Raw genomic sequence first — 20,919 nt, 5'->3', positions numbered from 1 at the left:
AGCGTGATCAACTTCCGCTACCACGTGGTGTCCCTCACCGCGGTCTTCCTGGCTCTGGCGATCGGCCTGGTGGTCGGCACAGCCGCCCTCAACGGCCCGGTCGCCGACTCGCTCAAGGAGCAGGTCACCGGGCTGCGCAAGGACAACCAGCAGTGGCGTCAGACGGTCAGCAACATGGAGAAGCAACTCGCGCTGGAAGAGGAGTTCGCCGAGCAGACCTCCCAGCTCCTCCTGCCCGGCACCCTCACCGCGCGTCGGGTCGCGGTGCTCAGCCTGCCCAACGGGCGTGACCACACCGAGAGCGTGCTCAAGAAGCTCCAGCAGGCCGGGGCCACCATCACCGGCCAGATCGACCTGCAGGACAAGTTCATCAACCCGGACAACAACTCCAACCTGCTGGAGTTGGCCGTCACCGCCGCCCGCCCGACCGCGCAGACCACCGGCCTGCCGGGCAACGGGCACGGCGTGGAGACCTCCAGCGCGCTGCTGGCCAGTGTCCTGCTGGACCGGCCCCAGGGCGTCGCGCCGGTCAGTGACGCCGACCGTCGGGCGGTGCTTGCCGCCTACAACAACGCCGGCTACCTGACCACCGACAGCAACAAGGTCACCGCCTCGGCGGAGGCGGTCGTCGTGGTCAGCGGTCAGCCGTACGTCGACAAGGACTCCGACAAGCGGGACGAATCGGTGGTCAAGATCGCCGAGCAGTTCGACCGCACCGGGGCGATCGTGGTGGCCGGCAACGGCTCCGTCGGCGGCAACCTGGTCGGTGTGGTGCGCGGCGACCCGGTGCTCGCCCAGACCATCTCCACGGTCGACAACGCCAACACCGTGCAGGGTCAGGTGGTCACCACCCTCGCCCTGGTGCAGCAGCTCACCGAGAAGAAGGCCGGGCAGTACGGCGTCGGCGACAACGCCGCCTCCGGCCTGTTGCCTAGACTGCCCCAGTGAGCGAACGACGTACCCCCGTGTCCGGATCCGACCAGGTGGCGCGTGACCGAGCCAGCGAGGTGACGGCGTGAGCGCCCTGGGCCGGCTGCTGATCGCCGGCGCGGGCGCCGCGGCGGCCCGCTACGTGCTGCGTGAGGCGCGTACCTCGCCGGCCGGGCCCGCGTTGGACCGCACCAACTTCCGTGGCCGCACGGTGAGCCTGGCCGCCGGGCCGGCGCTCGCCGCCGGCGCGGCCGCCGCCGGCGCGTTCGGTGCCACCGGCGGCGCCGCCGGTGGGGCCGCCCTGGTCGCCGGTCTCGGCGCGGGCGGCGTCGGCCTGTACGACGACGTGGTCGGCGCGCGGCCGGAGCAGAAGGCGGCCAAGGGCTTCGCCGGGCACCTCGCCGCGCTGCGCGAGGGGCGGGTCACCGCCGGTCTGGTCAAGGTCGTCGGGGTGGGCGCCGCCGGGCTGGGCGCTGCCGCGCTGCTCGCCGCCGACCCCAGGGTCGCCGCGCACCCGCGCCGGCAGCGGCATCGTGCGTTCGGCCGGGGTGTCGACGTGCTGCTCGGCGCCGGCGTGATCGCCGGCACGGCCAACCTGCTGAATCTGCTCGACCTGCGGCCGGGCCGCGCCCTCAAGTCCGGGCTGCTGCTCGCGGCGCCGCTGACCGGCGGCCCGCAGGGCGGGATCGCCGCGGGCGCTGCCGGCGCCGCCGCCGGCCTGCTCCGCGACGATCTGGCCGAGGACGTGATGCTCGGCGACAGTGGCGCGAACGCGCTCGGGGCGGTGCTCGGTGTCGCGCTCGCCGCCCGTACCGGCCCGCTGGGCCGGGCCGGTCTGCTCGCCGTCCTGGCCGGGCTCACCGCCGCCAGCGAGAAGGTCAGCTTCACCGCGGTGATCCAGCGGACCCCGGGGCTCCGCGACCTCGACGCACTGGGCCGACGCGCCGACTGACGTGACCAGACCGGCACCCCTCGCCGGCGCCGGCCGGCTGGCCGGGGCAGCCGCGCTCATCGCCGTCCTCACCGTGGCCAGCCGACTCGCCGGCTTCGGCCGCACCGCCGTGTTCACCTGGGTGGTCGAGCAGAGCGACCTGGGCGGCATGTACGTCATCGCCAACACGGTGCCGAACATCGTCTTCGAGATCGTCGCGGGCGGGGCGTTGGCCAGCCTGGTTGTGCCACTGCTGGCCGGGGCGGTCGCGGCGGACGACCGGCGGACGGTGGCGGCGACCACCGGGGCCTTGCTCACCTGGACGGTGAGTCTGCTGGTTCCCCTCGCCGTGCTCGTCGTCGTGTTCGCCGACCCGATCATCTCGGTGATCAGCGAGGGACGATCGGCGTCGGAACTCGCCGCCGGCGCCCGGATGCTGCGCGTGTTCGCCCCGCAGTTGCCGCTCTACGGGATCGGCATCGTGCTCACCGGCGTCCTCCAGGCACACCGACGCTTCGCCTGGCCAGTCATCGCGCCGCTGCTGTCCAGCCTCACCGTGGTCGTCGTCTACGTGGCCTTCGGGGCCGCCCAGGGTCGAGGCGTGTCCGTGGCCCAGGTCGGCCGCAGCGGCGAACTGCTCCTCTCCGGCGGCACCACGCTGGGCGTCGTCGTGCTGTCGCTCTCGCTGCTGATCCCGCTGCGGCGGTTGCGGCTACGGCCCCGGTTCGGGTACGCCTTCACCGCCGATGCGCGGGCGCGGATCGGCGGGCTCGCCACTGCCGGCGCGGTGACGGTGGCCGCACAGCAGATCGCGCTCCTGGTGGTCTTGAACCGGGTCTCCGGCGGCCCCACCGGCTCCCCCCAGGTGTTCAACCTGGCCCAGGCGATCTACCTGCTGCCGTGGGCGGTCCTGGCCGTGCCGCTGGCGGTGGCGTCCTATCCCACCCTGGCCGCCGCCAGCGCCGCCGGTGACGAGGACGGTTATCGACGGACCCTCTCCGGCGCGGTGCGTGGGGTGCTGCTTTTCAGTTGCCTGGGCGTCGCGGCGTTGATCGGTACCGCGCAGCCGATCGCCGCCCTCTTCTACCCGGACAATCCGGAGTCCACCGCGGCGGCCATCAGCGGGTTCGCGCCGGGTCTGCTCGGCTACGGCCTGTTCGCAATCCTGTCCCGCGCGCTCTACGCACGCGGCGACACGCGGTCGGCGACGGTGGCGATCACCTTCGGCTGGCTGGTCGTCCCGGCCGTGGCGCTGCCGTTGACGGTGCTGCTCCCCACCGCCGACCGGGTGCTCGCTGTGACCGCCGCGAACTCGGTGGGGATGCTGGTGCTCGGCGCCCTGCTGCTCGTGGCGGTGTTGCGCAGCGCCGGCCGTCCCGCCCTCGCGGGAGCGGCACGGGCCGGAGCGGCCGGTGGCCTCGCCGGTGTGCTGGCCGGGCTCGCCGGGTTGGGCCTCAGCCGTTGGCTCGACCAGTCGGACGGCGGCACCCCGACGACGGCGGCGGCGTTCGGTCAGGGCATGCTGTCCGGGGTTCTGGTTGGGGTGGTGTTCCTCGCCGTGGTCTGGTTCGTCGACCGGCGGGACGTGCAGCCACTGCTCGCCGGGGTGCTGCGGCGTCTGGGCCGGCGGGGGCCGTCCGGCGGTGCGCCGACACCGGGCGCGGGCTCCGCGCAGCGGGGCGACGGGAAGGAGACGGCGACGCATGACTGAGCCAGCTCTGCCTGCCGGCTGGTCGGGCACCGTCGCGTTGGTGCTCGCGTCCAGCACCGGCGGCGTCGGCCAGCACGTCCGTTCGGTGGCTCGTGGCCTCGTCGCGGGCGGCACCACGGTCCTGGTCTGCGGGCCCGCCGCCACCCAGGAGCAGTTCGACTTCACCGGTGTGGGTGCGCGGTTCGAGCCGGTGGAGATCCCGGCCAGCCCGACGCCGGCCGACGCGCGGGCGGTGCTCGCGCTGCGCCGGGCGCTCGCGGCCGCTCACGTCGACGTGGTGCACGCGCACGGCCTGCGGGCCGGGCTGGTCGCCGTGCTGGCCCGTCCGGCCGCCCCGGTGATCGTCACCTGGCACAACGCGGTGCTCGCCGGGGGGCTGCGGGGCGGGGTGTCCCGGCTCGTCGAACGGGTGGTCGCCCGGGGCGTGCGGGTGGCGCTCGGCGCCTCGGAGGACCTGGTGCGACGGGCCGCCGAGGTGGGTGCCGCCGACGCCCGGCTGGCCCCGGTCGCCGCGCCGGCGCTGCCCGCGCCGCGTCGACGCCCGGCGGCGGTACGCGCCGAGTTCGGCGTCCGCCCGGACCAGCCGTTGATCGTCTCGGTCGGTCGGTTGCACCCGCAGAAGCGCTACGACGTGCTGATCGACGCGGCGGCCCGCTGGCGTACGCGTACCCCGCCGCCGGTCGTGGTGATCGCGGGCAGCGGGCCGGCGTATCTGCCGCTCGCCGCGCGGACCTCCGCCGCCCGCGCCCCGGTGACCCTGCTGGGGCACCGCACCGACGTGGCCGACCTGCTCGCCGGCGCCGACCTGGCGGTGGTGACCAGCGACTGGGAGGCGCGACAGCTCTTCGCCCAGGAGGCGCTGCGCGCCGGTGTGCCACTGGTGGCCACCGCTGTCGGCGGGCTCCCGGGCCTGGTCGGTGACGCGGCCACGCTGGTCCCCGCCGGTGACGTGGATGCTGTCGACGCGGCCGTACGCGCGTTGCTGGACGACCCGGCGGCGCGGGCGGAGTTGGGCCGGCGTGGCGCCGAACGGGCGGCGACGTGGCCGACCGAGGCGGACACCGTCGCCATGCTTGCTGCCCTCTACGCCGAGCTGGCCGGGAATCCCGGCGGTCCGGCGGCCGCCCCGGGCTCCGACGCCCCGAGAACGGGACACCGGTGATGCTGCGCCGAATCGCCCCCGCCCTGCTGACAGTGCTCGTGGTGGCGCTGGGTGTCACCGCGCTCGCCGCCCGCCCACCCCAGGGCACCCCGCAACGCACCGCCGACTTCGTGGTGCTCGCCGGGATCGCCGGGCTGCGCTGGGATGACGTGGATCCGCAGAGCACCCCGACGCTGTGGCGGATGGCCCAGGACGGCTCGATCGGCTCACTGTCGGTGCGTTCCGCGCACCGGCCCACCTGCCCGGTGGACGGCTGGCTGACGTTGGGCGCGGGCAGCTTCGCCGCGTGGAACGGCAGCCGGTCGGTCGACGGTTGCCCGTCGGCGGCGGTGACGGTGGAACAGCCGGACGGCATCGGCGCGAACCTGCCCGACCAGGAGAGCGTGGTCCAGTACAACCAGCAGCGGCTGCCCTGGGGCGCCATGCCCGGCTCGTTGTCCGAGTCGGTGCGGTGCTCCGTCGCCGTGGGCCCGGGCGCGGCGGTGGCCGCCGCGCGACCGTTCGGCCGCGTCGACCGGTACGCCTCGGGGCTGCCGGCCGACCCGCGGCCGCTGCTCGGCTCGTGTGTGCTGAGCATCGTCGACCTCGGCACCGTCAAGGGGGCCGACCCGGCCACCCGCGCCGAGGAGGCCCGCGCGGCGGACGCCGAGCTGGCCCGGGTGCTGGCGGCGCGACCCCCACGGTCGTTGGTGCTGGTCGCGGGGATCTCCGACACCACCCAGCCGGCCCGGCTGCACGTGGCGGTCGCCGACGGGCCGGGCTGGGAGCGGGGGTGGCTCACCTCGGCCAGCACCGGCCGGGACGGGTACCTGCAACTTGTCGACCTCGCGCCGACCGCCCTGGCCGCGTTGGGCCGGCCCATGCCGGAGCGGCTCTTCCTCGGCCGTCCGGCGGTCAGCACCGGCGGCCGTCCCGCCGACCTGACTGAGGCCATCAACGCGCCGGCGAACGCCGACCGGGAGGCGGCCGCCCAGCGCTCCGTCTCCGGGGTGTTCTTCGCGCTGCTCGCCGGGGTGCAGGTGCTGCTGGCCCTCGCGATCCTGCCGCTGCTGCGCCGGGCCCGTCCGCACGCCGGCCCGGCCGGCCCGACGCCCGTCTCCGGGCGGATCGTGGCGGTGATGGAGCTGCTGCTGGTGGCCGCGGCGTTGACAGTGCCGGCGGCGCTGCTGACCGACGCGGTGCCCTGGTGGCGCGGTGAGCACCCGGGGTGGATCTTCGCCGGGGTGACCGCGTTGCTGGTGGCCGCCGGCACCGCGGCGGTGCGGTTCGCGCCCGGGTACGCGAACACGCTCGGGCCGCTCGGCGCGGTGGCCGGTCTCACCACGCTCGTGGTGGGGCTGGACGTGCTCACCGGGGCCCGCCTGCAGCTCAATGGCGTGGTCGGCTACTCCGCGTTGCAGGGCGGCCGGTACGCCGGGCTGAGCACCGTGGGGCTGGGAGTGTTCCTCGCCGGTGCGCTGGTCACCGCCGGTTGGTTCGCCCAACGGGTGCACCGTGGCTGGCGGCCGGCGGTGATGGTGGCGGTGGGTGGCCTCGCCGTGGTGGTGGTCGGCAGCCCGTACCTGGGCGCCGACCCGGTCGGCGCGATCGCGCTCACCGCCGGGGTGAGCGTCGCCGCCGTGATCAGCGCCGGCGGCTGGTTGACGATCAGCCGGCTGGCCTGGGCCGCCATGGCCGCGCTGGCGGTCGGTATCGGGTTCGCCGTGGTGGACCTGCGGCGTCCTGCGGCGGAGCGGGGCAGCCTGGGCCGGTTCCTTTCCGCGCTCGGTGACGGCACTGGCGGGTTCGCCGTGCACCGGTCCAGCACGGAGAACTTCGAGACGTTGGTCAACAGCCCGCTGACGGTGCTGGCGTTGGCCGGCGGGTTGCTGGTGTGGTTCGCCCTGTTGCAGCCGTGGGGTGGGCTGATGCGGCTGTTCGGCATCTACCCGGCGGTCCGGGCCGCGATGGCCGGCACTGTGGTCGCCGCGGTGCTCGGTGGTGTGCTCGACGGCGCGGCCCTGGACGTGATGGGCGCTGCCGCCGCCCTGGTGGTGCCGATGGCCGCCCTGGCGTCGCTGCGGGTGCTCGGGCACGCCGCGGACCGGACCCGTCCGGCAGCGGACCGCTCCCGCGCCAACGGCGCCGACGACGACTCGGGGTCCGGCGGGGTCGGCCCGGTCGGTGGGGGCGACGGTCCGACCGGCGGCGGTGGGCCACTGGGTGCCGTGCATCCCCGTCCGATCACCGGGCCGACCCCGAGCGCGCCGGCGAAGGTCGCCCGACCGGCGTCGGACCCTGCGGACGAGCGCCGCGGGGACGCCGACGAACCGGCCGAGCCGACCGCGAGCGGGTCGACGCCGGACGCCGCGCCGACGGTGCCCGTAGCGCCCCGGCAGGTCTCCCGGTCATCGACGGAGGTTGCCGCGTCCTGAGCGCCGGGCCTCGTCCGGATGGCCCGGAGGTGTCGCAGCCGGGGTGCGGCCTGCGGGTACCCGCCCGGGAGGTGTTACCGTCAAATCCCGTGGATCGCGTGATCACTTTGCTGATCAAGCACGGCGGTCTGCATGACCGCGACAGACGACACGGGAGCAGGCCTTGGCCCCATCAGCACGGACGACCAGGCACATTTTCGTCACCGGGGGCGTCGCCTCCTCGCTGGGTAAGGGCCTCACCGCCTCCAGCCTCGGCAACCTGCTGACAGCGCGCGGGTTGCGCGTGGTGATGCAGAAGCTCGACCCCTACCTGAACGTCGACCCGGGGACGATGAACCCGTTCCAGCACGGTGAGGTCTTCGTCACCGAGGACGGCGCCGAGACCGACCTCGACGTCGGGCACTACGAGCGGTTCCTCGACCGGGCGCTGTCCGGCAAGGCGAACGTCACCACCGGTCAGATCTACTCCGACGTGATCGCCAAGGAGCGGCGCGGCGAGTACCTGGGCGACACCGTTCAGGTCATCCCGCACATCACCAACGAGATCAAGTCGCGGATCCTGGCGATGGCCGACCCGGACGAGGACGGCCAGGTCCCCGACGTGGTGATCACCGAGGTCGGTGGCACTGTCGGCGACATCGAGTCGCTGCCGTTCCTGGAGGCGATCCGTCAGGTCCGCCACGATTTGGGCCGCGACAACTGCTTCTACCTGCACGTCTCGCTGGTGCCGTACCTGGCGCCCTCGGGTGAGCTGAAGACCAAGCCGACGCAGCACTCGGTGGCGCAGCTGCGCAACATCGGTATCCAGCCGGACGCGATAGTGCTCCGTTGTGACCGGGAGATTCCGGTGAAGCTCAAGGAGAAGCTGTCGCTCTACTGCGACGTGGACGCCGAGGCGGTCGTCGCCGCCCCGGACGCGCCGAGCATCTACGACATCCCGAAGGTGCTGCACCGGGAGGGGCTCGACGCGTACGTGGTGCGCCGGCTCGGCCTTTCCTTCCGGGACGTGGACTGGGCCAGTTGGGACGATCTGCTGGAGCGGGTGCACCGTCCCCGGCACACCGTCACCGTCGCTGTGGTCGGCAAGTACGTGGACCTGCCCGATGCGTACCTGTCGGTGAGTGAGGCGATCCGGGCGGCGGGCTTCGGCCACCGGGCCCGGGTGCAGCTGCGCTGGGTGCCCAGCGACGAGTGCGTCACCCCGGCCGGCGCCGCCGCGGCGTTGGCCGGCGTGGACGGCATCCTCATCCCCGGCGGGTTCGGCGTCCGCGGCATCGAGGGCAAGATCGGCACCGCCCGGTACGCCCGTGAGGCCGGCATTCCGCTGCTGGGCCTGTGCCTCGGCCTGCAGTGCATGACCATCGAGGTGGCCCGGCACCTGGCCGACCTGGACGGCGCCAACTCGTTGGAGTTCGACGAGCAGGCGGCCCACCCGGTCATCGCCACGATGGCCGACCAGGAGGACATCGTCGCCGGTCGCGGTGACCTGGGCGGCACCATGCGGCTGGGCGCGTACCCGGCGACGTTGACCGAGGGCTCGATCGTCGCCGAGGCGTACGGCAGCACCGAGATCAGCGAGCGGCACCGGCACCGGTACGAGGTGAACAACGCCTACCGGGACGCGCTGACGAAGGCGGGCCTGCACATTTCCGGCACCTCCCCAGACGGCCGGCTGGTCGAGTTCATCGAACTGGACCGGAGCCTGCACCCGTTCTTCGTGGCCACCCAGGCGCACCCCGAGTTGAAGAGCCGCCCGACGCGCCCGCACCCGCTGTTCGCCTCGTTCGTCAAGGCCGCGGTGGCGTACTCGCAGGCCGACCAGCTGCCCGTCGACCTGGACGCGGCGGCGGAGGCCCCGACGACGCGCAAGGCCGCCCGCAACGGCGCCGCGACGAAGGCGTCGTCGGCCTCGTGAGCAACCTTGAGCACCGCTACGAGGTGCGTTCCCGGGAGGAGCGGTACCGGGGGCGGATCTTCGACGTGGTCACCGAGGAGGTGACCATGCCGGGCGGTGGGACCGCGCTGCGGGACCTCGTCCGGCACGTCGGGGCGGTGGCAGTGGTGGCGCTCGACGACGCCGGCCAGGTGGTGCTGATCCGGCAGTACCGGCACCCGGTCGGGCGGCACCTGTGGGAGCTGCCGGCCGGTCTGATGGACGTCTCCGGCGAGGAGTTGCCGGTGGCCGCGCTGCGGGAGTTGGCCGAGGAGGCCGACCTCACCGCCGGGCGGGTCGACGTGCTGGTGGACCTGCACAGCTCGCCGGGGTTCACCAACGAGATCGTGCGGGTGTTCCTGGCCCGCGACCTCGCCGACGTGCCGGCCGACGAGCGGCATGAGCGCCACGACGAGGAGGCCGACCTCCAGGTCGTCCGGATCGACCTGGACGAGGCGGTCGCCATGGTCCTGGCCGGTGAGATCACCAACGCGTCAGCGGTGGCCGGGCTGCTGGCCGCGGCCCGCGCCCGGGACACCGGTTTCGCGCAGCTGCGTCGGGCGGACGCGCCGCTGCCGCGCTGAGCGTCGCCGCCGGTCCAGCACGGTGGGGGAGGACGCACGAGAAGGGGCCCCGCGGTCAGCCGCGGGGCCCCTTCCGTTTGTTGGTCTAGGAGTCGCGCAGCGGACGTCCCTGCGCGTCCGTTCCGCCGTTGACCAGGATGAGAATGCCGTCGACGAGGCCCCAGAGAGCGCCGACGCCGCAGGTCACCAGGCTCACGACGAGCTGGAGAACGGCGATCTTGGTGTGTCCGGTGTAGAACCGACCGGCACCGAAGGTGCCGAGCAGGATGCCGAGGATGCCCGCGACGATCTTGCTCTTGTCGGAGACGCCCTGGGGGTACCCCGGCTGGGGGTAACCGGGCTGGTAAGGAGGAGTGGTCATGGGCGGACACATTAGTGATCCACTCGCCGGCTGTCCGCACCGCCGCCCGGCAGATGGGACGATAATGGTGAAACACTGTCCTGTTGGCTGAGGTGACGCTCGACCGCCGAATGCCGGCGGTGCCCTGACACATCGTCAGGACACCCGGGCACCGGGTGCCACTGTGCTGGCTCGCGGCGGCGCCGGGCGCGCCTAGACTGCCGCCGCAGGACCGGTGTACCGCGATGGCAAAGGGGCCGTCGTGGCACCGAGCAGTCGGGGGAGAGCAGCCCCGAAGAGAGGTGTCTGCATCGTGAAGGTCGGAATCCCACGCGAGGTCAAGAACCACGAGTACCGCGTGGCGATCACGCCAGCGGGTGTCAACGAGTTCACCCGCAGCGGCCACCAGGTCTTCGTCGAGTCCGGCGCCGGGGTTGGCTCCAGCATCACCGACGAGGAGTTCGCCACCGCCGGCGCGACGATCCTCGCCACCGCCGACGAGGTGTGGGAGACCGCCGAGCTGGTGCTCAAGGTCAAGGAGCCGATCGCCGAGGAGTACCACCGGATGCGTGAGGGGCAGGTGCTCTTCACCTACCTGCACCTCGCCGCCTCCAAGGAGTGCACCGACGCGCTGATCGACCGCCGGGTCACCGGCATCGCGTACGAGACCGTCGAGCTGCCCGACCGGTCGCTGCCGCTGCTCGCCCCGATGTCCGAGGTGGCCGGCCGGCTCGCCCCGCAGATGGGCGCCTTCTACATGATGCGCACCGGTGGTGGGCGCGGTGTGCTGCCGGGCGGTGTCTCCGGCGTGTACGCGGCCAAGACCGTGGTCATCGGCGCCGGCGTCTCCGGCATGAACGCCGCCGCCATCGCGCTGGGCCTGCAGTCCGAGGTGCTGCTGCTGGACAAGAACGTCGCCCGGCTGCGGCAGGCCGACGCCATCTACCGGGGCCACCTGCAGACCGTCGCCTCCAACGCCTACGAGGTCGAGCGCGCCGTGCTCGACGCCGACCTGGTCATCGGCGCGGTGCTGGTGCCTGGCACGAAGGCCCCGACGCTGATCTCCAACGAGCTGGTCTCCCGGATGAAGCCGGGCAGCGTGCTTGTCGACATCGCCATCGACCAGGGCGGCTGCTTCGAGGACTCGCGCCCCACCACGCACGCCGACCCGGTCTACAAGGTGCACGAGTCGATCTTCTACTGCGTCGCGAACATGCCCGGCGCGGTGCCGAACACCAGCACCTACGCCCTGACCAACGTCACCCTGCCGTATGCCCTTGAGCTGGCCAACCAGGGCTGGCGCGAGGCGCTGCGCAACGACCCGGCGCTGGCGCTGGGCCTCAACACCCACGCCGGGCAGGTCACCTACGGCCCGGTCGCCGAGGCGCACGGCATGGACGTGCTCCCGCTGGCCGACGCCCTGGCCTGAAGGGTGGCGGGCTGAGCGGCGGCAGGGACTCCGCCGGCGTGGGCACCGCACCCACGCCGGCGCTGCGCCGTGCCGTTCGCGGTTACCTCGACCACCTGACCGTCGAACGTGGCCTGTCCGCGAACACGCTCGCCTCGTACCGTCGGGATCTGGACCGCTATCTCGCCACCCTGGCCGATGCCGGCGTCACCGACCTCGCGTCGGTCGGCGCCGGCCTCGTCGAGTCGCACCTGGCGCGGCTGCGCGCCGGCGACGACGCGCACCCGCCCCTCGCCGTCTCCTCCGCCGCCCGCGCGGCCAGCGCGGTGCGGGGCCTGCACCGCTTCGCGGTGCGCGAGGGCCTGGCCGGCGCCGATCCGAGCCGCGACGTCCGCCCGCCCACGCCGCCCCGGCGGCTGCCCCGGGCGCTACCGGTCGACGACGTGGTCCGGCTGCTGGAGACCGCCGGCCCGATCACCGCGACCGGTGACGACGCGCCCCTCGCGCTGCGCGACCGGGCGCTGCTGGAGTTCCTGTACGGCACCGGCGCGCGCATCTCCGAAGCGGTCGGCGCCGCCGTGGACGACCTCGACACCGACGACGGCACGGCGCTGCTGCGCGGCAAGGGCGGCCGGGTGCGGCTGGTACCCATCGGCGGGTACGCCGTCGACGCCGTGCGCGCCTACCTGGTCCGGGCCCGTCCCGGGCTGGCCGCCGCCGGCCGCGGCACCCCGGCGGTGTTCCTCAACGCCCGGGGCGGCGCGTTGTCCCGCCAGGGCGCCTGGGGCATCCTGCGCCGCGCCGCCGACCGGGCCGGGCTGCCCGTCGACGGGCCGGCCGCGGTCTCCCCGCACACCCTGCGCCACTCCTACGCCACCCATCTGCTCGACGGCGGCGCCGACGTCCGGGTGGTCCAGGAACTGCTCGGCCACGCGTCGGTGACCACCACCCAGGTCTACACGTTGGTCACCGTGGAGCGGTTGCGCGAGGTGTACGCGACCGCGCATCCCCGCGCCCAGGGCTGAACCGGTCGCTGTCGACGCCGACACGCCGGGCCGGTGCCGAACCCCCTGCTGGTCGGTGGCGTACAGTCGGCATCGGCGCGGACCTCCTGGAGCGACACGACCGGGGTGCGCAGCGGCGCCGCGAAGGACGTCGGACGGCTCCGACGCCGGGTGGGTCGTCGGGAGGGGGCAACGAGCACATGGCTGGCAACGGTGACCGTGCCGAGACCTGGACGTCGGAGCTCCGCGAGCAGCAGGCCACGCTCGGCGCGGACCTGGGTCCTGCGGACCCGGCTGCCTACACGATGCGCAAGCCCATCCCGGAGCCGATGCCGACCGATCGGCACGGCCCCGCGCGCATCATCGCGATGGCCAACCAGAAGGGTGGCGTCGGTAAGACGACGACCACGATCAACCTGGGCGCCGCGCTCGCGGAATACGGCCGCAAGGTGCTGCTCGTCGACTTCGACCCGCAGGGCGCGCTCTCGGTGGGCCTCGGCGTCAACCCGCACAACCTCGACCTGTCCATCTACAACCTGCTCATGCAGGACGACATCATCGCCGAGGACGTCGTCATCAAGACCGACGTCGCGGGGCTGCACCTGCTGCCGGCCAACATCGACCTCTCCGCCGCCGAGATCCAGCTCGTCAACGAGGTCGCCCGGGAGATGGCCCTGGCCCGGGTCCTGCGCACGGTCCGCAAGGAGTACGACTACATCCTGATCGACTGCCAGCCGTCACTCGGCCTGCTGGCGATCAACGCGCTGACCGTCGCGCACGGCGTGCTCATCCCGCTGGAGTGCGAGTTCTTCAGCCTGCGCGGTGTGGCACTGCTGCTGGACACCATCGACAAGGTGCGCGAGCGGCTCAACTTCGACCTGGAGCTCGAAGGCATCCTCGCGACCATGTACGACAGCCGCACCACGCACTGCCGCCAGGTCCTCCAGCGGGTGGTGGAGGCGTTCGGCGACAAGGTCTACCAGACGGTCATCACCAAGACGGTGAAGTTCCCCGAGTCCACCGTGGCCGGTGCCCCCATCACGACGATGGACCCGGCCTCCTCCGGGGCACGTAACTACCGTCAACTGGCCCGCGAGGTGATCGCCGCCCAGTCGGAGCGGTAGCCGGAACGCCCATTGCCCGCCTCGTGGACTACGGTCGTCCGGTGACCGCGCCACCCCTCGACCCACCCCAGACCGCCGACGCGGCAGTGGTCGACGGTGCGCAGCCCGCTGACCCGGCTGCCACCGGGTTCACGGTGCGGCTGGCAAACTTCACCGGCCCGTTCGACCTGCTGCTGCAACTGATCGGCAAGCACAAACTCGACGTCACCGAGGTGGCCCTGCACACGGTCACCGACGAGTTCATCGCCTACATCAGGGCGATGGGCGACGACTGGGACCTGGACGAGGCCAGCGAGTTCCTGCTCATCGCCGCGACCCTGCTCGACCTGAAGGCGGCCCGGCTGCTGCCCGCCGCCGAGGTGGAGGACGAAGCCGACCTCGCCCTGCTGGAGGCACGGGACCTGCTCTTCGCCCGGCTGTTGCAGTACAAGGCGTACAAGGAGGCGGCGGCGCACATCGCCGAGCTGGAGGCCGTTGGCGGCCGACGCTATCCGCGTGCCGTGAGCCTGGAGGCCCGCTACGCCGAGGCGCTGCCCGACCTGGTGCTCGGCATCGGCCCCCAGCGGCTGCTGAAGCTGGCCGTGAAGGCGATGACCCCGAAGCCGGTGCCGGAGGTTTCCATCGCCCACGTGCACATGGTCCGGGTCAGTGTCCGCGAACACGCGGCGATCCTCGCCGCCCGGCTGCGCCGGGCCGGCACCGCTACGTTCTCGCTGCTCTGCGCGGACTGCGAGGCCACCCTGGAGGTGGTGGCCCGGTTCCTCGCGCTGCTGGAGCTGTACCGGGAGGGCCTGGTGTCGTTCGTGCAGGAGCAGGCCCTGGAGGAGCTGACAGTGCGCTGGACCGGCCCGGTCGACGGCGACACCGAACTGCACGTCGACGAGTACGCCGGCAACCCGGCCGACCCGGAGTCACCGGAGCCTGAGCCGGAACTGGCGGGGGCTGAGGCTGAGCCGCCGGGGGCTGAGCTTGAGCCGGCGGGGTCTGAGCGTGCCGGGAGTGCGCCTGAGCCGGCGGTGGCAGAACCTGGGCCGGCGAGGGCTGACCCTGTGCCGACGTGGGAGGCCGGCGGGCCGGACGGGACGGGAACGACGGAGGGTGCGCGGGATGAGTGACGAGCAACGTCGGGACTCGCTGGCCGACCAGGCCGCCGCCTGGGTCCCCCCGTGGGACCGCCCCCGCCCGCCCGTCACCGACAGGCCCACGGAGCCGGACGAGTCAGCCGCCCCACCGGAGGCCGAAGCACCCGAGGCGGCAGCGCCTCGCCCGGAACCCGAGGCCGCCGCCAACTCCACCGGGCCGGACGTGGTCGCGTCGGCGTCCGCGCAGGTTGACCCGGATGGGCGGGGCCCGGTCGACGTGAGCCCGGGTGGACCGGGCCCTGTCGAGGTGGCCGCAGACGGGCCAGGCCCTGGTGAGGTCGCCCCGGGTGGGCCCGATCCCCTCGAGGTGGCCGCGGGTGGGCCCGATTCCCCTGGGGTGCCCTCGGACGAGGTGGGCCAGGGTGAGCCAGATCGCGGTGAGGCCGCCCCGGACGGGGTGGGTTCGACGGGGCCGAACCTCGGTGCGGTGACGGACGCCACGGTGGGGGAGTCCGGTGGCGCTGGGGACGTACCCCGGCGGCAGCTGGCGGGGCGGCGGCGGGCGACTGTCGCGCCGGAGCCCGCGCCCGAGCTGTCCGACCCCGAGCTACGCGGCGCGTTGGAGGCGATCCTGCTGGTCGTCGACGAGCCGGTCAGCGAGCTGGTGCTGGCGCAGGTGCTGGAGCAACGCGCCGAACGGGTCGGGCCGATGCTCGACGAGATCGCCGCCGGTTACACCGCCGCCGGGCACGGGTTCGAGCTGCGCCGGGCGGCCGGCGGGTGGCGGCTGTACACCCGGCCGGAATACGCTACGTACGTTGAGCGGTTCGTGTTGGACGGGCAGTCCGTGCGGCTGACCCAGGCGGCGCTGGAGACGCTCGCCGTGGTTGCGTACAAGCAGCCGGTGACCCGTTCGCGAATCTCAGCCATCCGGGGTGTGAACTGCGACGGGGTCATCCGTACGCTGGTCACCCGTGGCCTCATCGAGGAGTGCGGCACCGAAACGGACAGCGGGGCGTTCCTCTACCGGACCACCACGTTGTTCCTGGAGAAGCTCGGGCTGAACACGGTCGCCGAGCTGCCGCCCCTCGCACCCTTCCTGCCCGACGACGTAGAAGAGCTTGCTGATGCGACCCGATAACCGTTCCCCCAAAGCCGACGCGCCCGTCTACGAGGGGGCTGAGCGCCTGCAGAAGGTGCTCGCCGCCGCCGGCGTGGGTTCCCGGCGTGCCTGCGAAGACCTGATCTTCCGCCGCCGGGTCACGGTGGACGGGCGGGTCGCCAAGCTCGGTGACAAGGTCGACCCGGCCACCTCCGTGATCCACGTGGACGGGGAACGCCTCCAGGTCGACATTCGCCTGGTCTACGTGGCGATGAACAAGCCGCGTGGGGTGGTTACCACCATGGCGGACGAAAAGGGACGCAACGAGCTGGCCGACTTCATCGGCGCCCGGCTGGAACAGCGGGTCTACCACGTCGGGCGGCTCGACGCGGACAGCGAGGGCCTGCTGCTGCTCACCAACGACGGCACCCTCGCGCACAAGCTCATGCACCCCTCGTACCAGGTGCTCAAGACGTACCTCGCCGAGGTGGTCGGGCCGATCCCGCGCAACCTGAGCAAGCGGCTGCTGGCCGGCGTCGAGCTGGAGGACGGGCCGGTCAAGGTCGACTCGTTCAAGGTGGTCGACACTCTCGGCAAATCCGCCCAGGTGGAGCTGAGCCTGCACGAGGGGCGCAAGCACATCGTCCGGCGGCTGATGGATGAGGTCGGTCACCCGGTCACCCGGCTGGTCCGTACCTCGATCGGGCCGATCCGGCTCGGTGACCTGCGGACCGGGCGGATCCGGCGGCTGACCAACGCCGAGGTCGCCGCCCTGTTCAACGTGGTGGGTGACTGACCCCCGAGTTCGGGGTACGGCAGCCGGTAGGCTCCACCGATGGCCGGGACACGGCCGCCCCGGGTGGCGTGGGTCGCCTCCGGCGGCGTCGCGCGCGGGTCCGCCAATGGACCCGGGCATGATTGATGACGATTGACAACCGCTTGCGGCGCCAGATCACCGGGCGATCCGTGAGGTACGGGCTGAGGAGGACACGGTGGAGGAAAACGTACGGACCGGGCGATGTGTGGTCGCTGTGGACGGGCCGTCCGGTTCGGGTAAGTCCACCGTGTCGCGGCGGCTCGCCGTCGCGATCGGTGCGCGCTACCTGGACACCGGGGCGATGTACCGGGCGATCACGTTTGCCGTGTTGCGCTCCGGCGTGGACCTCGCCGACGCCGCGTCGGTGGCCAAGGTCGCCAGCGAGGTCAAGCTGCACATCGGCACCCACCCGCAGGGGTACGCCGTGACCGTCGACGGCGTGGGCGTGGACGCGGATATCCGGGGCCCGGAGGTGACCGGTGCGGTATCCGCCGTCGCCGCCGTGCCGGCTGTCCGCGAGCTGCTCGTCGCCCGGCAACGCGAGATGATCGCCAACGCTCGTCGGATGGTGGTCGAGGGCCGCGACATCGGCTCGGTCGTCGCGCCGGACGCCGACCTGAAGGTCTTCCTGACCGCCTCCGAGGCGGCCCGTGCCGCCCGGCGCAGCGCCGAGGACGCCGCCGACGTGGCGGCCACGGCCGCGGATCTAGCCCGGCGGGACCGCCTCGACTCGACCCGCAAGGTCAACCCGCTCGCCCAGGCGCCCGACGCGGTGGTCCTGGACACCACCGAGCTGGGCATCGACGAGGTCGTCGCGCGGCTGCGCGACATGCTCACCGAGCGGGGCGTGGCATGAGTAGCGATGGTGGTGGGTGGGTCGAGCTGCGTGAGCCCGACGTCATCGTCGAGGAACCGAGCGGCCCCCAGCCGGTGGTGGCCGTCGTCGGCCGCCCCAACGTGGGCAAGTCCACTCTGGTCAACCGGATCATCGGCCGCCGGCAGGCGGTCGTCGAGGACGTCCCTGGCGTGACCCGCGACCGGGTCCCGTACGACGCGCAGTGGAACGGCCGGGCGTTCACAGTCGTGGACACCGGCGGTTGGGAACCGGACGCGAAGGACCGTGCCGCGGCCATCGCGGCGCAGGCCGAGACGGCGGTCGTCACCGCCGACGTGGTGCTCTTCGTGGTCGACGCGATGGTGGGCTCCACCGACGTGGACGAGGCCGCGGTGAAGATGCTGCGGCGCAGCGCCAAGCCGGTGATCCTGGTCGCCAACAAGGCCGACAACAACTCCATCGAGATGGAGGCCACCTCGCTGTGGTCGCTCGGTCTCGGTGAGCCGTTCCCGGTGTCCGCGCTGCACGGACGCGGCTCCGGCGACCTGCTGGACGCCATCCTCGCCGCGCTGCCGGAGGCCCCGGCGATCGTGGAGAACCGTCCGCGCGGACCGCGCCGGGTGGCGCTGGTCGGGCGGCCGAACGTCGGCAAGTCCAGCCTGCTCAACCGGTTCTCCGGCGAGGAGCGGGCGGTCGTCGACTCGGTGGCGGGCACCACTGTGGACCCGGTGGACAGCCTGGTCGAGATCGGCGGTCAGACCTGGCAACTGGTCGACACGGCCGGGCTGCGCAAGCGGGTCGGCAAGGCCAGCGGCACCGAGTACTACGCCAGCCTGCGGACCGCCGGCGCGATCGAGGCCGCCGAGGTGGCCGTGGTGCTGCTGGACTCCAGCGAACCGATCAGCGAGCAGGACCAGCGGATCCTGTCGATGGTGACCGAGTCGGGCCGCGCGCTGGTCATCGCGTTCAACAAGTGGGACCTGGTCGACGCCGACCGTCGGTACTACCTGGACAAGGAGATCGACCGGGAGCTGCGGCGCATCCCCTGGGCGATCCGGCTGAACCTGTCAGCGATGACCGGCCGCGCCGTGGACAAGTTGGCCCCGGCCCTGAACAAGGCGCTGGCCAGCTGGGAAACCCGGGTGCCGACCGCGCACCTCAACCAGTGGCTGACCGCGCTGGTGCAGGCCACCCCGCACCCGGTGCGTGGTGGGCGGGCGCCGCGGATCCTGTTCGCGACGCAGGCCGGTGTGGCGCCGCCACGGTTCGTGCTCTTCACCACCGGCCCGCTGGACGCCGGCTACCAGCGCTTCGTCGAGCGCAAGCTCCGCGAGGAATTCGGGTACGAGGGCAGTCCGATCGAGATCTCGGTCCGCCCGCGCAAGAAGCTCGGCCCCGGCGGCCGAGGCAAGGCGCACGGCTGACGCGGTCCAGTTCTGTCAAATGCCGGATGGGCGCCCCGCCCATCCGGCATTTCCCTATCCAACCCCACCCTCCTAGGACGCTTTAGGGGTTGTGCGGTGGCTCCCTGTGGGGTGGTTCGGATGCGTCGCGACGCCGGTGGGGCCTGTGCGGACGGGCCGCAGCTGCTGCGCTAAGCTGTACCGGCTGCCGCGGGGGAAACCGCGCGGAGGCGGGACGTGGCGCAGCTTGGTAGCGCACTTGACTGGGGGTCAAGGGGTCGTCGGTTCGAATCCGGCCGTCCCGACGCAGGTCAGAGGCCATTCGGAATCTTCCGGATGGCCATTTCTGATCTTGTACAGCAGCGAAGTACAGCAACGGCTCATTGATCGAGGCTTTCGCCGAGTCTCCGCAGGGCCTCGCGGGTGGTCTTGGATGAGACCTGGCTGTAGATCTCCATCGTGATCGAGAAGTCCGCGTGCCGCAGGATCGCCATCGCGACCCGGGGGTGCACGTCCAGGTCGACCAGCAGCGAACCGCAGGTGCGTCGGGCATCGTGAACAGTGATCTTCCGGATGCCGGCGCGGGCGATGCGGCTGTCGTAGGAGCGGTTGAAGTTGCGGGGTTCTACCGGCAGCCCGTAGCGGGTCGTGAAGATCATGCCGGTGTCGTGCCAGGCGTCTCCGGCCTTCTCTCGTGCGACCTGCTGTTGTTGGTGACGGTGCCGCAATGCCGCGACGCAGATGGCCGGCAGCGGTAGGGGAGCGTCGGACTCTTCGGTCTTGGTGGCCCGGTGCAGCAGTTGACCGCGTACCCGCTGGAGCTGCTTGTCGATGACGAGGTTGATGTCGTGGTTGTCGCGGCAGTGATCGCAGAACTTCTCGCCGTGGGTGATGCAGGGTTTCTGCCAACCGTCCCAGTTGATGTGCTCCCAGGTGAGGCCGAGAACCTCTCCCTTACGTAAGCCGAGCACGAGGACCAGGACGTAGGCCGCGTAGAGGTAATCGTCGTCGTCGCGGGACGCTTCCAGGAACGCCCGAGCTTCCTCACTGCTCCACGATTTGCCCTTGCGGCTGCGGATCGGTGGCAGCTTCACCAAGGCTGCGACGTTCTTTGCGACCAGTTCCTCCACTTCGGCCTGAGAGAGCGCCGAGCGGAGAACAGCGCGGATTCCCTTGACGGTGCGAGCCGCGGGCAAGTCCTGGCAACACCTGCCAACCGCGCAGCACTTGCGGCTCTTCGGTGGCCGACGGTCGTCTTTCCCCTGAGCACAGCACTGGCAGGTCTTCGCGACCTTGTTGAGCCAGGTCTGAACGTCTCGGACCGACAGCCGCCCGTCGAGCCGCTTGGCGCCGATGCCGGGAACGATGTACAGCCGGCTCAGCGTCTCGTACGTGGCGTAGGTCAGAGGGGCGAGATTTGGCTCCACGACCTCGGCGAGCCAGTACGTCATATAGCTCGCCACCGTGGGGACGTTGGTGGCGACCGGGCCGGCCTTGGCTTGCTGGTGCAGCCTCACCCACTTGTCGTGGACCTCGTCGCGGGTCTTCCCGTAGACGTACTTGCGGTCCCGCTTGCCGTCGGGCTTGGTGACCCAGACGTAGGCGGCGAACCCGTTGCGGTACGGGAAGATGGAGCCTTCGCCGTTGGCGCGTTTGCCGGGCATCAGGCTGCGTCCTGGCGATCGATCTGGGTCTGGATGTATTCATCGATCCACTCCGGCAGGATGCGCCGGTACTTGCCGTCCTTGACCGAGCGCAGTTCCCCGGTGGCAATCTTCATCTTCACCTTCGACAGGCCGTAGCCCAGAATCGCGGCGACCTCAGCCGGAGAATGCCACTTCGGAACGATCGGGACTGGGCTCCTACCCATGTCGTGCCTCCTTCAGGGTGATGGTGATGTAGGTGCGGCTTTCGCCGCTGTAGCCGGCGGGTCGGGTGCTGGTGCGGCAGGTGACCCGGTCGCGGCCGTAGTAGGCGGTGAGTTGGGCCGCGATGGTCGCGGCGTGGGCGGTGACGGTGGCGGTCGGGCCGATGAGTCGGACCGCGACCAGGGGGCGAGGACGTGTGGGCATGGTGTGCTCCTTCCAGGTCGGGCGGGGCGGGTTGTTGCGTGCGCTGTGGAGTTGTCAAGGAACGGCT

Annotated in this window: 19 protein-coding genes and 1 tRNA gene; 16 read left to right on the top strand and 4 right to left on the bottom strand. The window is 72.2% G+C overall.

All coding sequences use genetic code 11. The features are described from left to right. The first annotated feature begins 3 nt into the window (after positions 1-3). From OG992_RS08935 to OG992_RS08905, 7 genes are all read left to right on the top strand, one after another. The gene (locus OG992_RS08935) at positions 4-948 is read left to right on the top strand and encodes a copper transporter (RefSeq protein WP_238687124.1); all 945 of its coding nucleotides are present in this window, start codon (positions 4-6) and stop codon (positions 946-948) included. 67 nt (positions 949-1,015) lie between these two features. Beyond that, positions 1,016-1,882: a hypothetical protein gene (locus OG992_RS08930; RefSeq protein ID WP_266302970.1), complete on the top strand. Its 867-nt coding sequence runs from the start codon at positions 1,016-1,018 to the stop codon at positions 1,880-1,882. 1 nt (position 1,883) lies between these two features. Then, positions 1,884-3,572, top strand: coding sequence for a murein biosynthesis integral membrane protein MurJ (gene murJ, locus OG992_RS08925; protein WP_266302969.1), 1,689 nt, complete (start codon positions 1,884-1,886; stop codon positions 3,570-3,572). After that, positions 3,565-4,734: a glycosyltransferase family 4 protein gene (locus tag OG992_RS08920; protein WP_266302968.1), complete on the top strand. Its 1,170-nt coding sequence runs from the start codon at positions 3,565-3,567 to the stop codon at positions 4,732-4,734. The genes murJ and OG992_RS08920 overlap by 8 nt, the downstream gene beginning before the upstream one ends. After that, positions 4,734-7,148 (top strand): hypothetical protein, encoded by a 2,415-nt coding sequence (locus OG992_RS08915; RefSeq protein WP_238687180.1) that lies wholly within the window; start codon positions 4,734-4,736, stop codon positions 7,146-7,148. Before OG992_RS08920 ends, OG992_RS08915 begins: the two co-directional genes overlap by 1 nt. A 163-nt stretch (positions 7,149-7,311) precedes the next feature. Next, positions 7,312-9,063 (top strand): CTP synthase, encoded by a 1,752-nt coding sequence (locus OG992_RS08910; protein WP_091407255.1) that lies wholly within the window; start codon positions 7,312-7,314, stop codon positions 9,061-9,063. After that, on the top strand, positions 9,060-9,665 hold the full coding sequence (locus OG992_RS08905; RefSeq protein ID WP_266302967.1) for an NUDIX hydrolase: 606 nt from the start codon (positions 9,060-9,062) through the stop codon (positions 9,663-9,665). Before OG992_RS08910 ends, OG992_RS08905 begins: the two co-directional genes overlap by 4 nt. An 85-nt stretch (positions 9,666-9,750) precedes the next feature. On the opposite strand, the gene OG992_RS08900 is transcribed toward OG992_RS08905, so the two are convergent. Beyond that, on the bottom strand, positions 9,751-10,026 hold the full coding sequence (locus OG992_RS08900; protein ID WP_238687158.1) for a TM2 domain-containing protein: 276 nt from the start codon (positions 10,024-10,026) through the stop codon (positions 9,751-9,753). 292 nt (positions 10,027-10,318) lie between these two features. On the opposite strand from OG992_RS08900, the gene ald reads away from it, so the two are divergent. The 9 genes from ald (at position 10,319) to OG992_RS08855 (ending at position 19,085) form a co-directional block, all read left to right on the top strand. Further along, the gene (gene ald / locus OG992_RS08895) at positions 10,319-11,434 is read left to right on the top strand and encodes an alanine dehydrogenase (protein WP_238687159.1); all 1,116 of its coding nucleotides are present in this window, start codon (positions 10,319-10,321) and stop codon (positions 11,432-11,434) included. A gap of 38 nt (positions 11,435-11,472) precedes the next feature. Continuing rightward, positions 11,473-12,438 (top strand): site-specific tyrosine recombinase XerD, encoded by a 966-nt coding sequence (locus OG992_RS08890; RefSeq protein WP_238687160.1) that lies wholly within the window; start codon positions 11,473-11,475, stop codon positions 12,436-12,438. Positions 12,439-12,617: 179 nt separating this feature from the next. Then, positions 12,618-13,541, top strand: coding sequence for a ParA family protein (locus tag OG992_RS08885; protein ID WP_030487987.1), 924 nt, complete (start codon positions 12,618-12,620; stop codon positions 13,539-13,541). A gap of 41 nt (positions 13,542-13,582) precedes the next feature. Continuing rightward, complete coding sequence (locus OG992_RS08880; RefSeq protein ID WP_238687161.1) at positions 13,583-14,656, top strand: ScpA family protein; 1,074 nt, start codon at positions 13,583-13,585, stop codon at positions 14,654-14,656. Beyond that, the gene (gene scpB / locus OG992_RS08875; RefSeq protein WP_266302966.1) at positions 14,649-15,764 is read left to right on the top strand and encodes an SMC-Scp complex subunit ScpB; all 1,116 of its coding nucleotides are present in this window, start codon (positions 14,649-14,651) and stop codon (positions 15,762-15,764) included. The genes OG992_RS08880 and scpB overlap by 8 nt, the downstream gene beginning before the upstream one ends. Further along, the gene (locus tag OG992_RS08870) at positions 15,751-16,521 is read left to right on the top strand and encodes a pseudouridine synthase (protein ID WP_210784817.1); all 771 of its coding nucleotides are present in this window, start codon (positions 15,751-15,753) and stop codon (positions 16,519-16,521) included. Before scpB ends, OG992_RS08870 begins: the two co-directional genes overlap by 14 nt. Before the next feature lie 196 nt (positions 16,522-16,717). Further along, on the top strand, positions 16,718-17,398 hold the full coding sequence (cmk, locus tag OG992_RS08865; protein WP_238687163.1) for a (d)CMP kinase: 681 nt from the start codon (positions 16,718-16,720) through the stop codon (positions 17,396-17,398). Beyond that, complete coding sequence (gene der / locus OG992_RS08860; RefSeq protein WP_238687164.1) at positions 17,395-18,801, top strand: ribosome biogenesis GTPase Der; 1,407 nt, start codon at positions 17,395-17,397, stop codon at positions 18,799-18,801. Before cmk ends, der begins: the two co-directional genes overlap by 4 nt. 210 nt (positions 18,802-19,011) lie before the next feature. Continuing rightward, a tRNA-Pro gene (locus OG992_RS08855) sits at positions 19,012-19,085 on the top strand. A 75-nt stretch (positions 19,086-19,160) separates the two neighbouring features. On the opposite strand, the gene OG992_RS08850 is transcribed toward OG992_RS08855, so the two are convergent. From OG992_RS08850 to OG992_RS08840, 3 genes are read right to left on the bottom strand one after another with little or no spacing between them, the layout of a single operon-like run. Continuing rightward, the gene (locus OG992_RS08850) at positions 19,161-20,444 is read right to left on the bottom strand and encodes a tyrosine-type recombinase/integrase (protein ID WP_266302965.1); all 1,284 of its coding nucleotides are present in this window, start codon (positions 20,442-20,444) and stop codon (positions 19,161-19,163) included. Then, entirely contained in the window at positions 20,444-20,650 is a 207-nt protein-coding gene (locus tag OG992_RS08845; RefSeq protein WP_266302964.1) for an excisionase family DNA-binding protein, read from the bottom strand. Before OG992_RS08845 ends, OG992_RS08850 begins: the two co-directional genes overlap by 1 nt. After that, on the bottom strand, positions 20,643-20,852 hold the full coding sequence (locus tag OG992_RS08840; protein ID WP_266302963.1) for a hypothetical protein: 210 nt from the start codon (positions 20,850-20,852) through the stop codon (positions 20,643-20,645). Before OG992_RS08840 ends, OG992_RS08845 begins: the two co-directional genes overlap by 8 nt. Between the last annotated feature and the right edge of the window lie 67 nt (positions 20,853-20,919).

Origin of the sequence: Micromonospora sp. NBC_00362, from assembly GCF_026342155.1 — a bacterium.
GTDB classification, from domain to species: domain Bacteria; phylum Actinomycetota; class Actinomycetes; order Mycobacteriales; family Micromonosporaceae; genus Micromonospora; species Micromonospora hortensis.
Note: the sequence above shows the minus strand (reverse complement) of the source record. Positions and strands in the feature narration are given on the sequence as shown.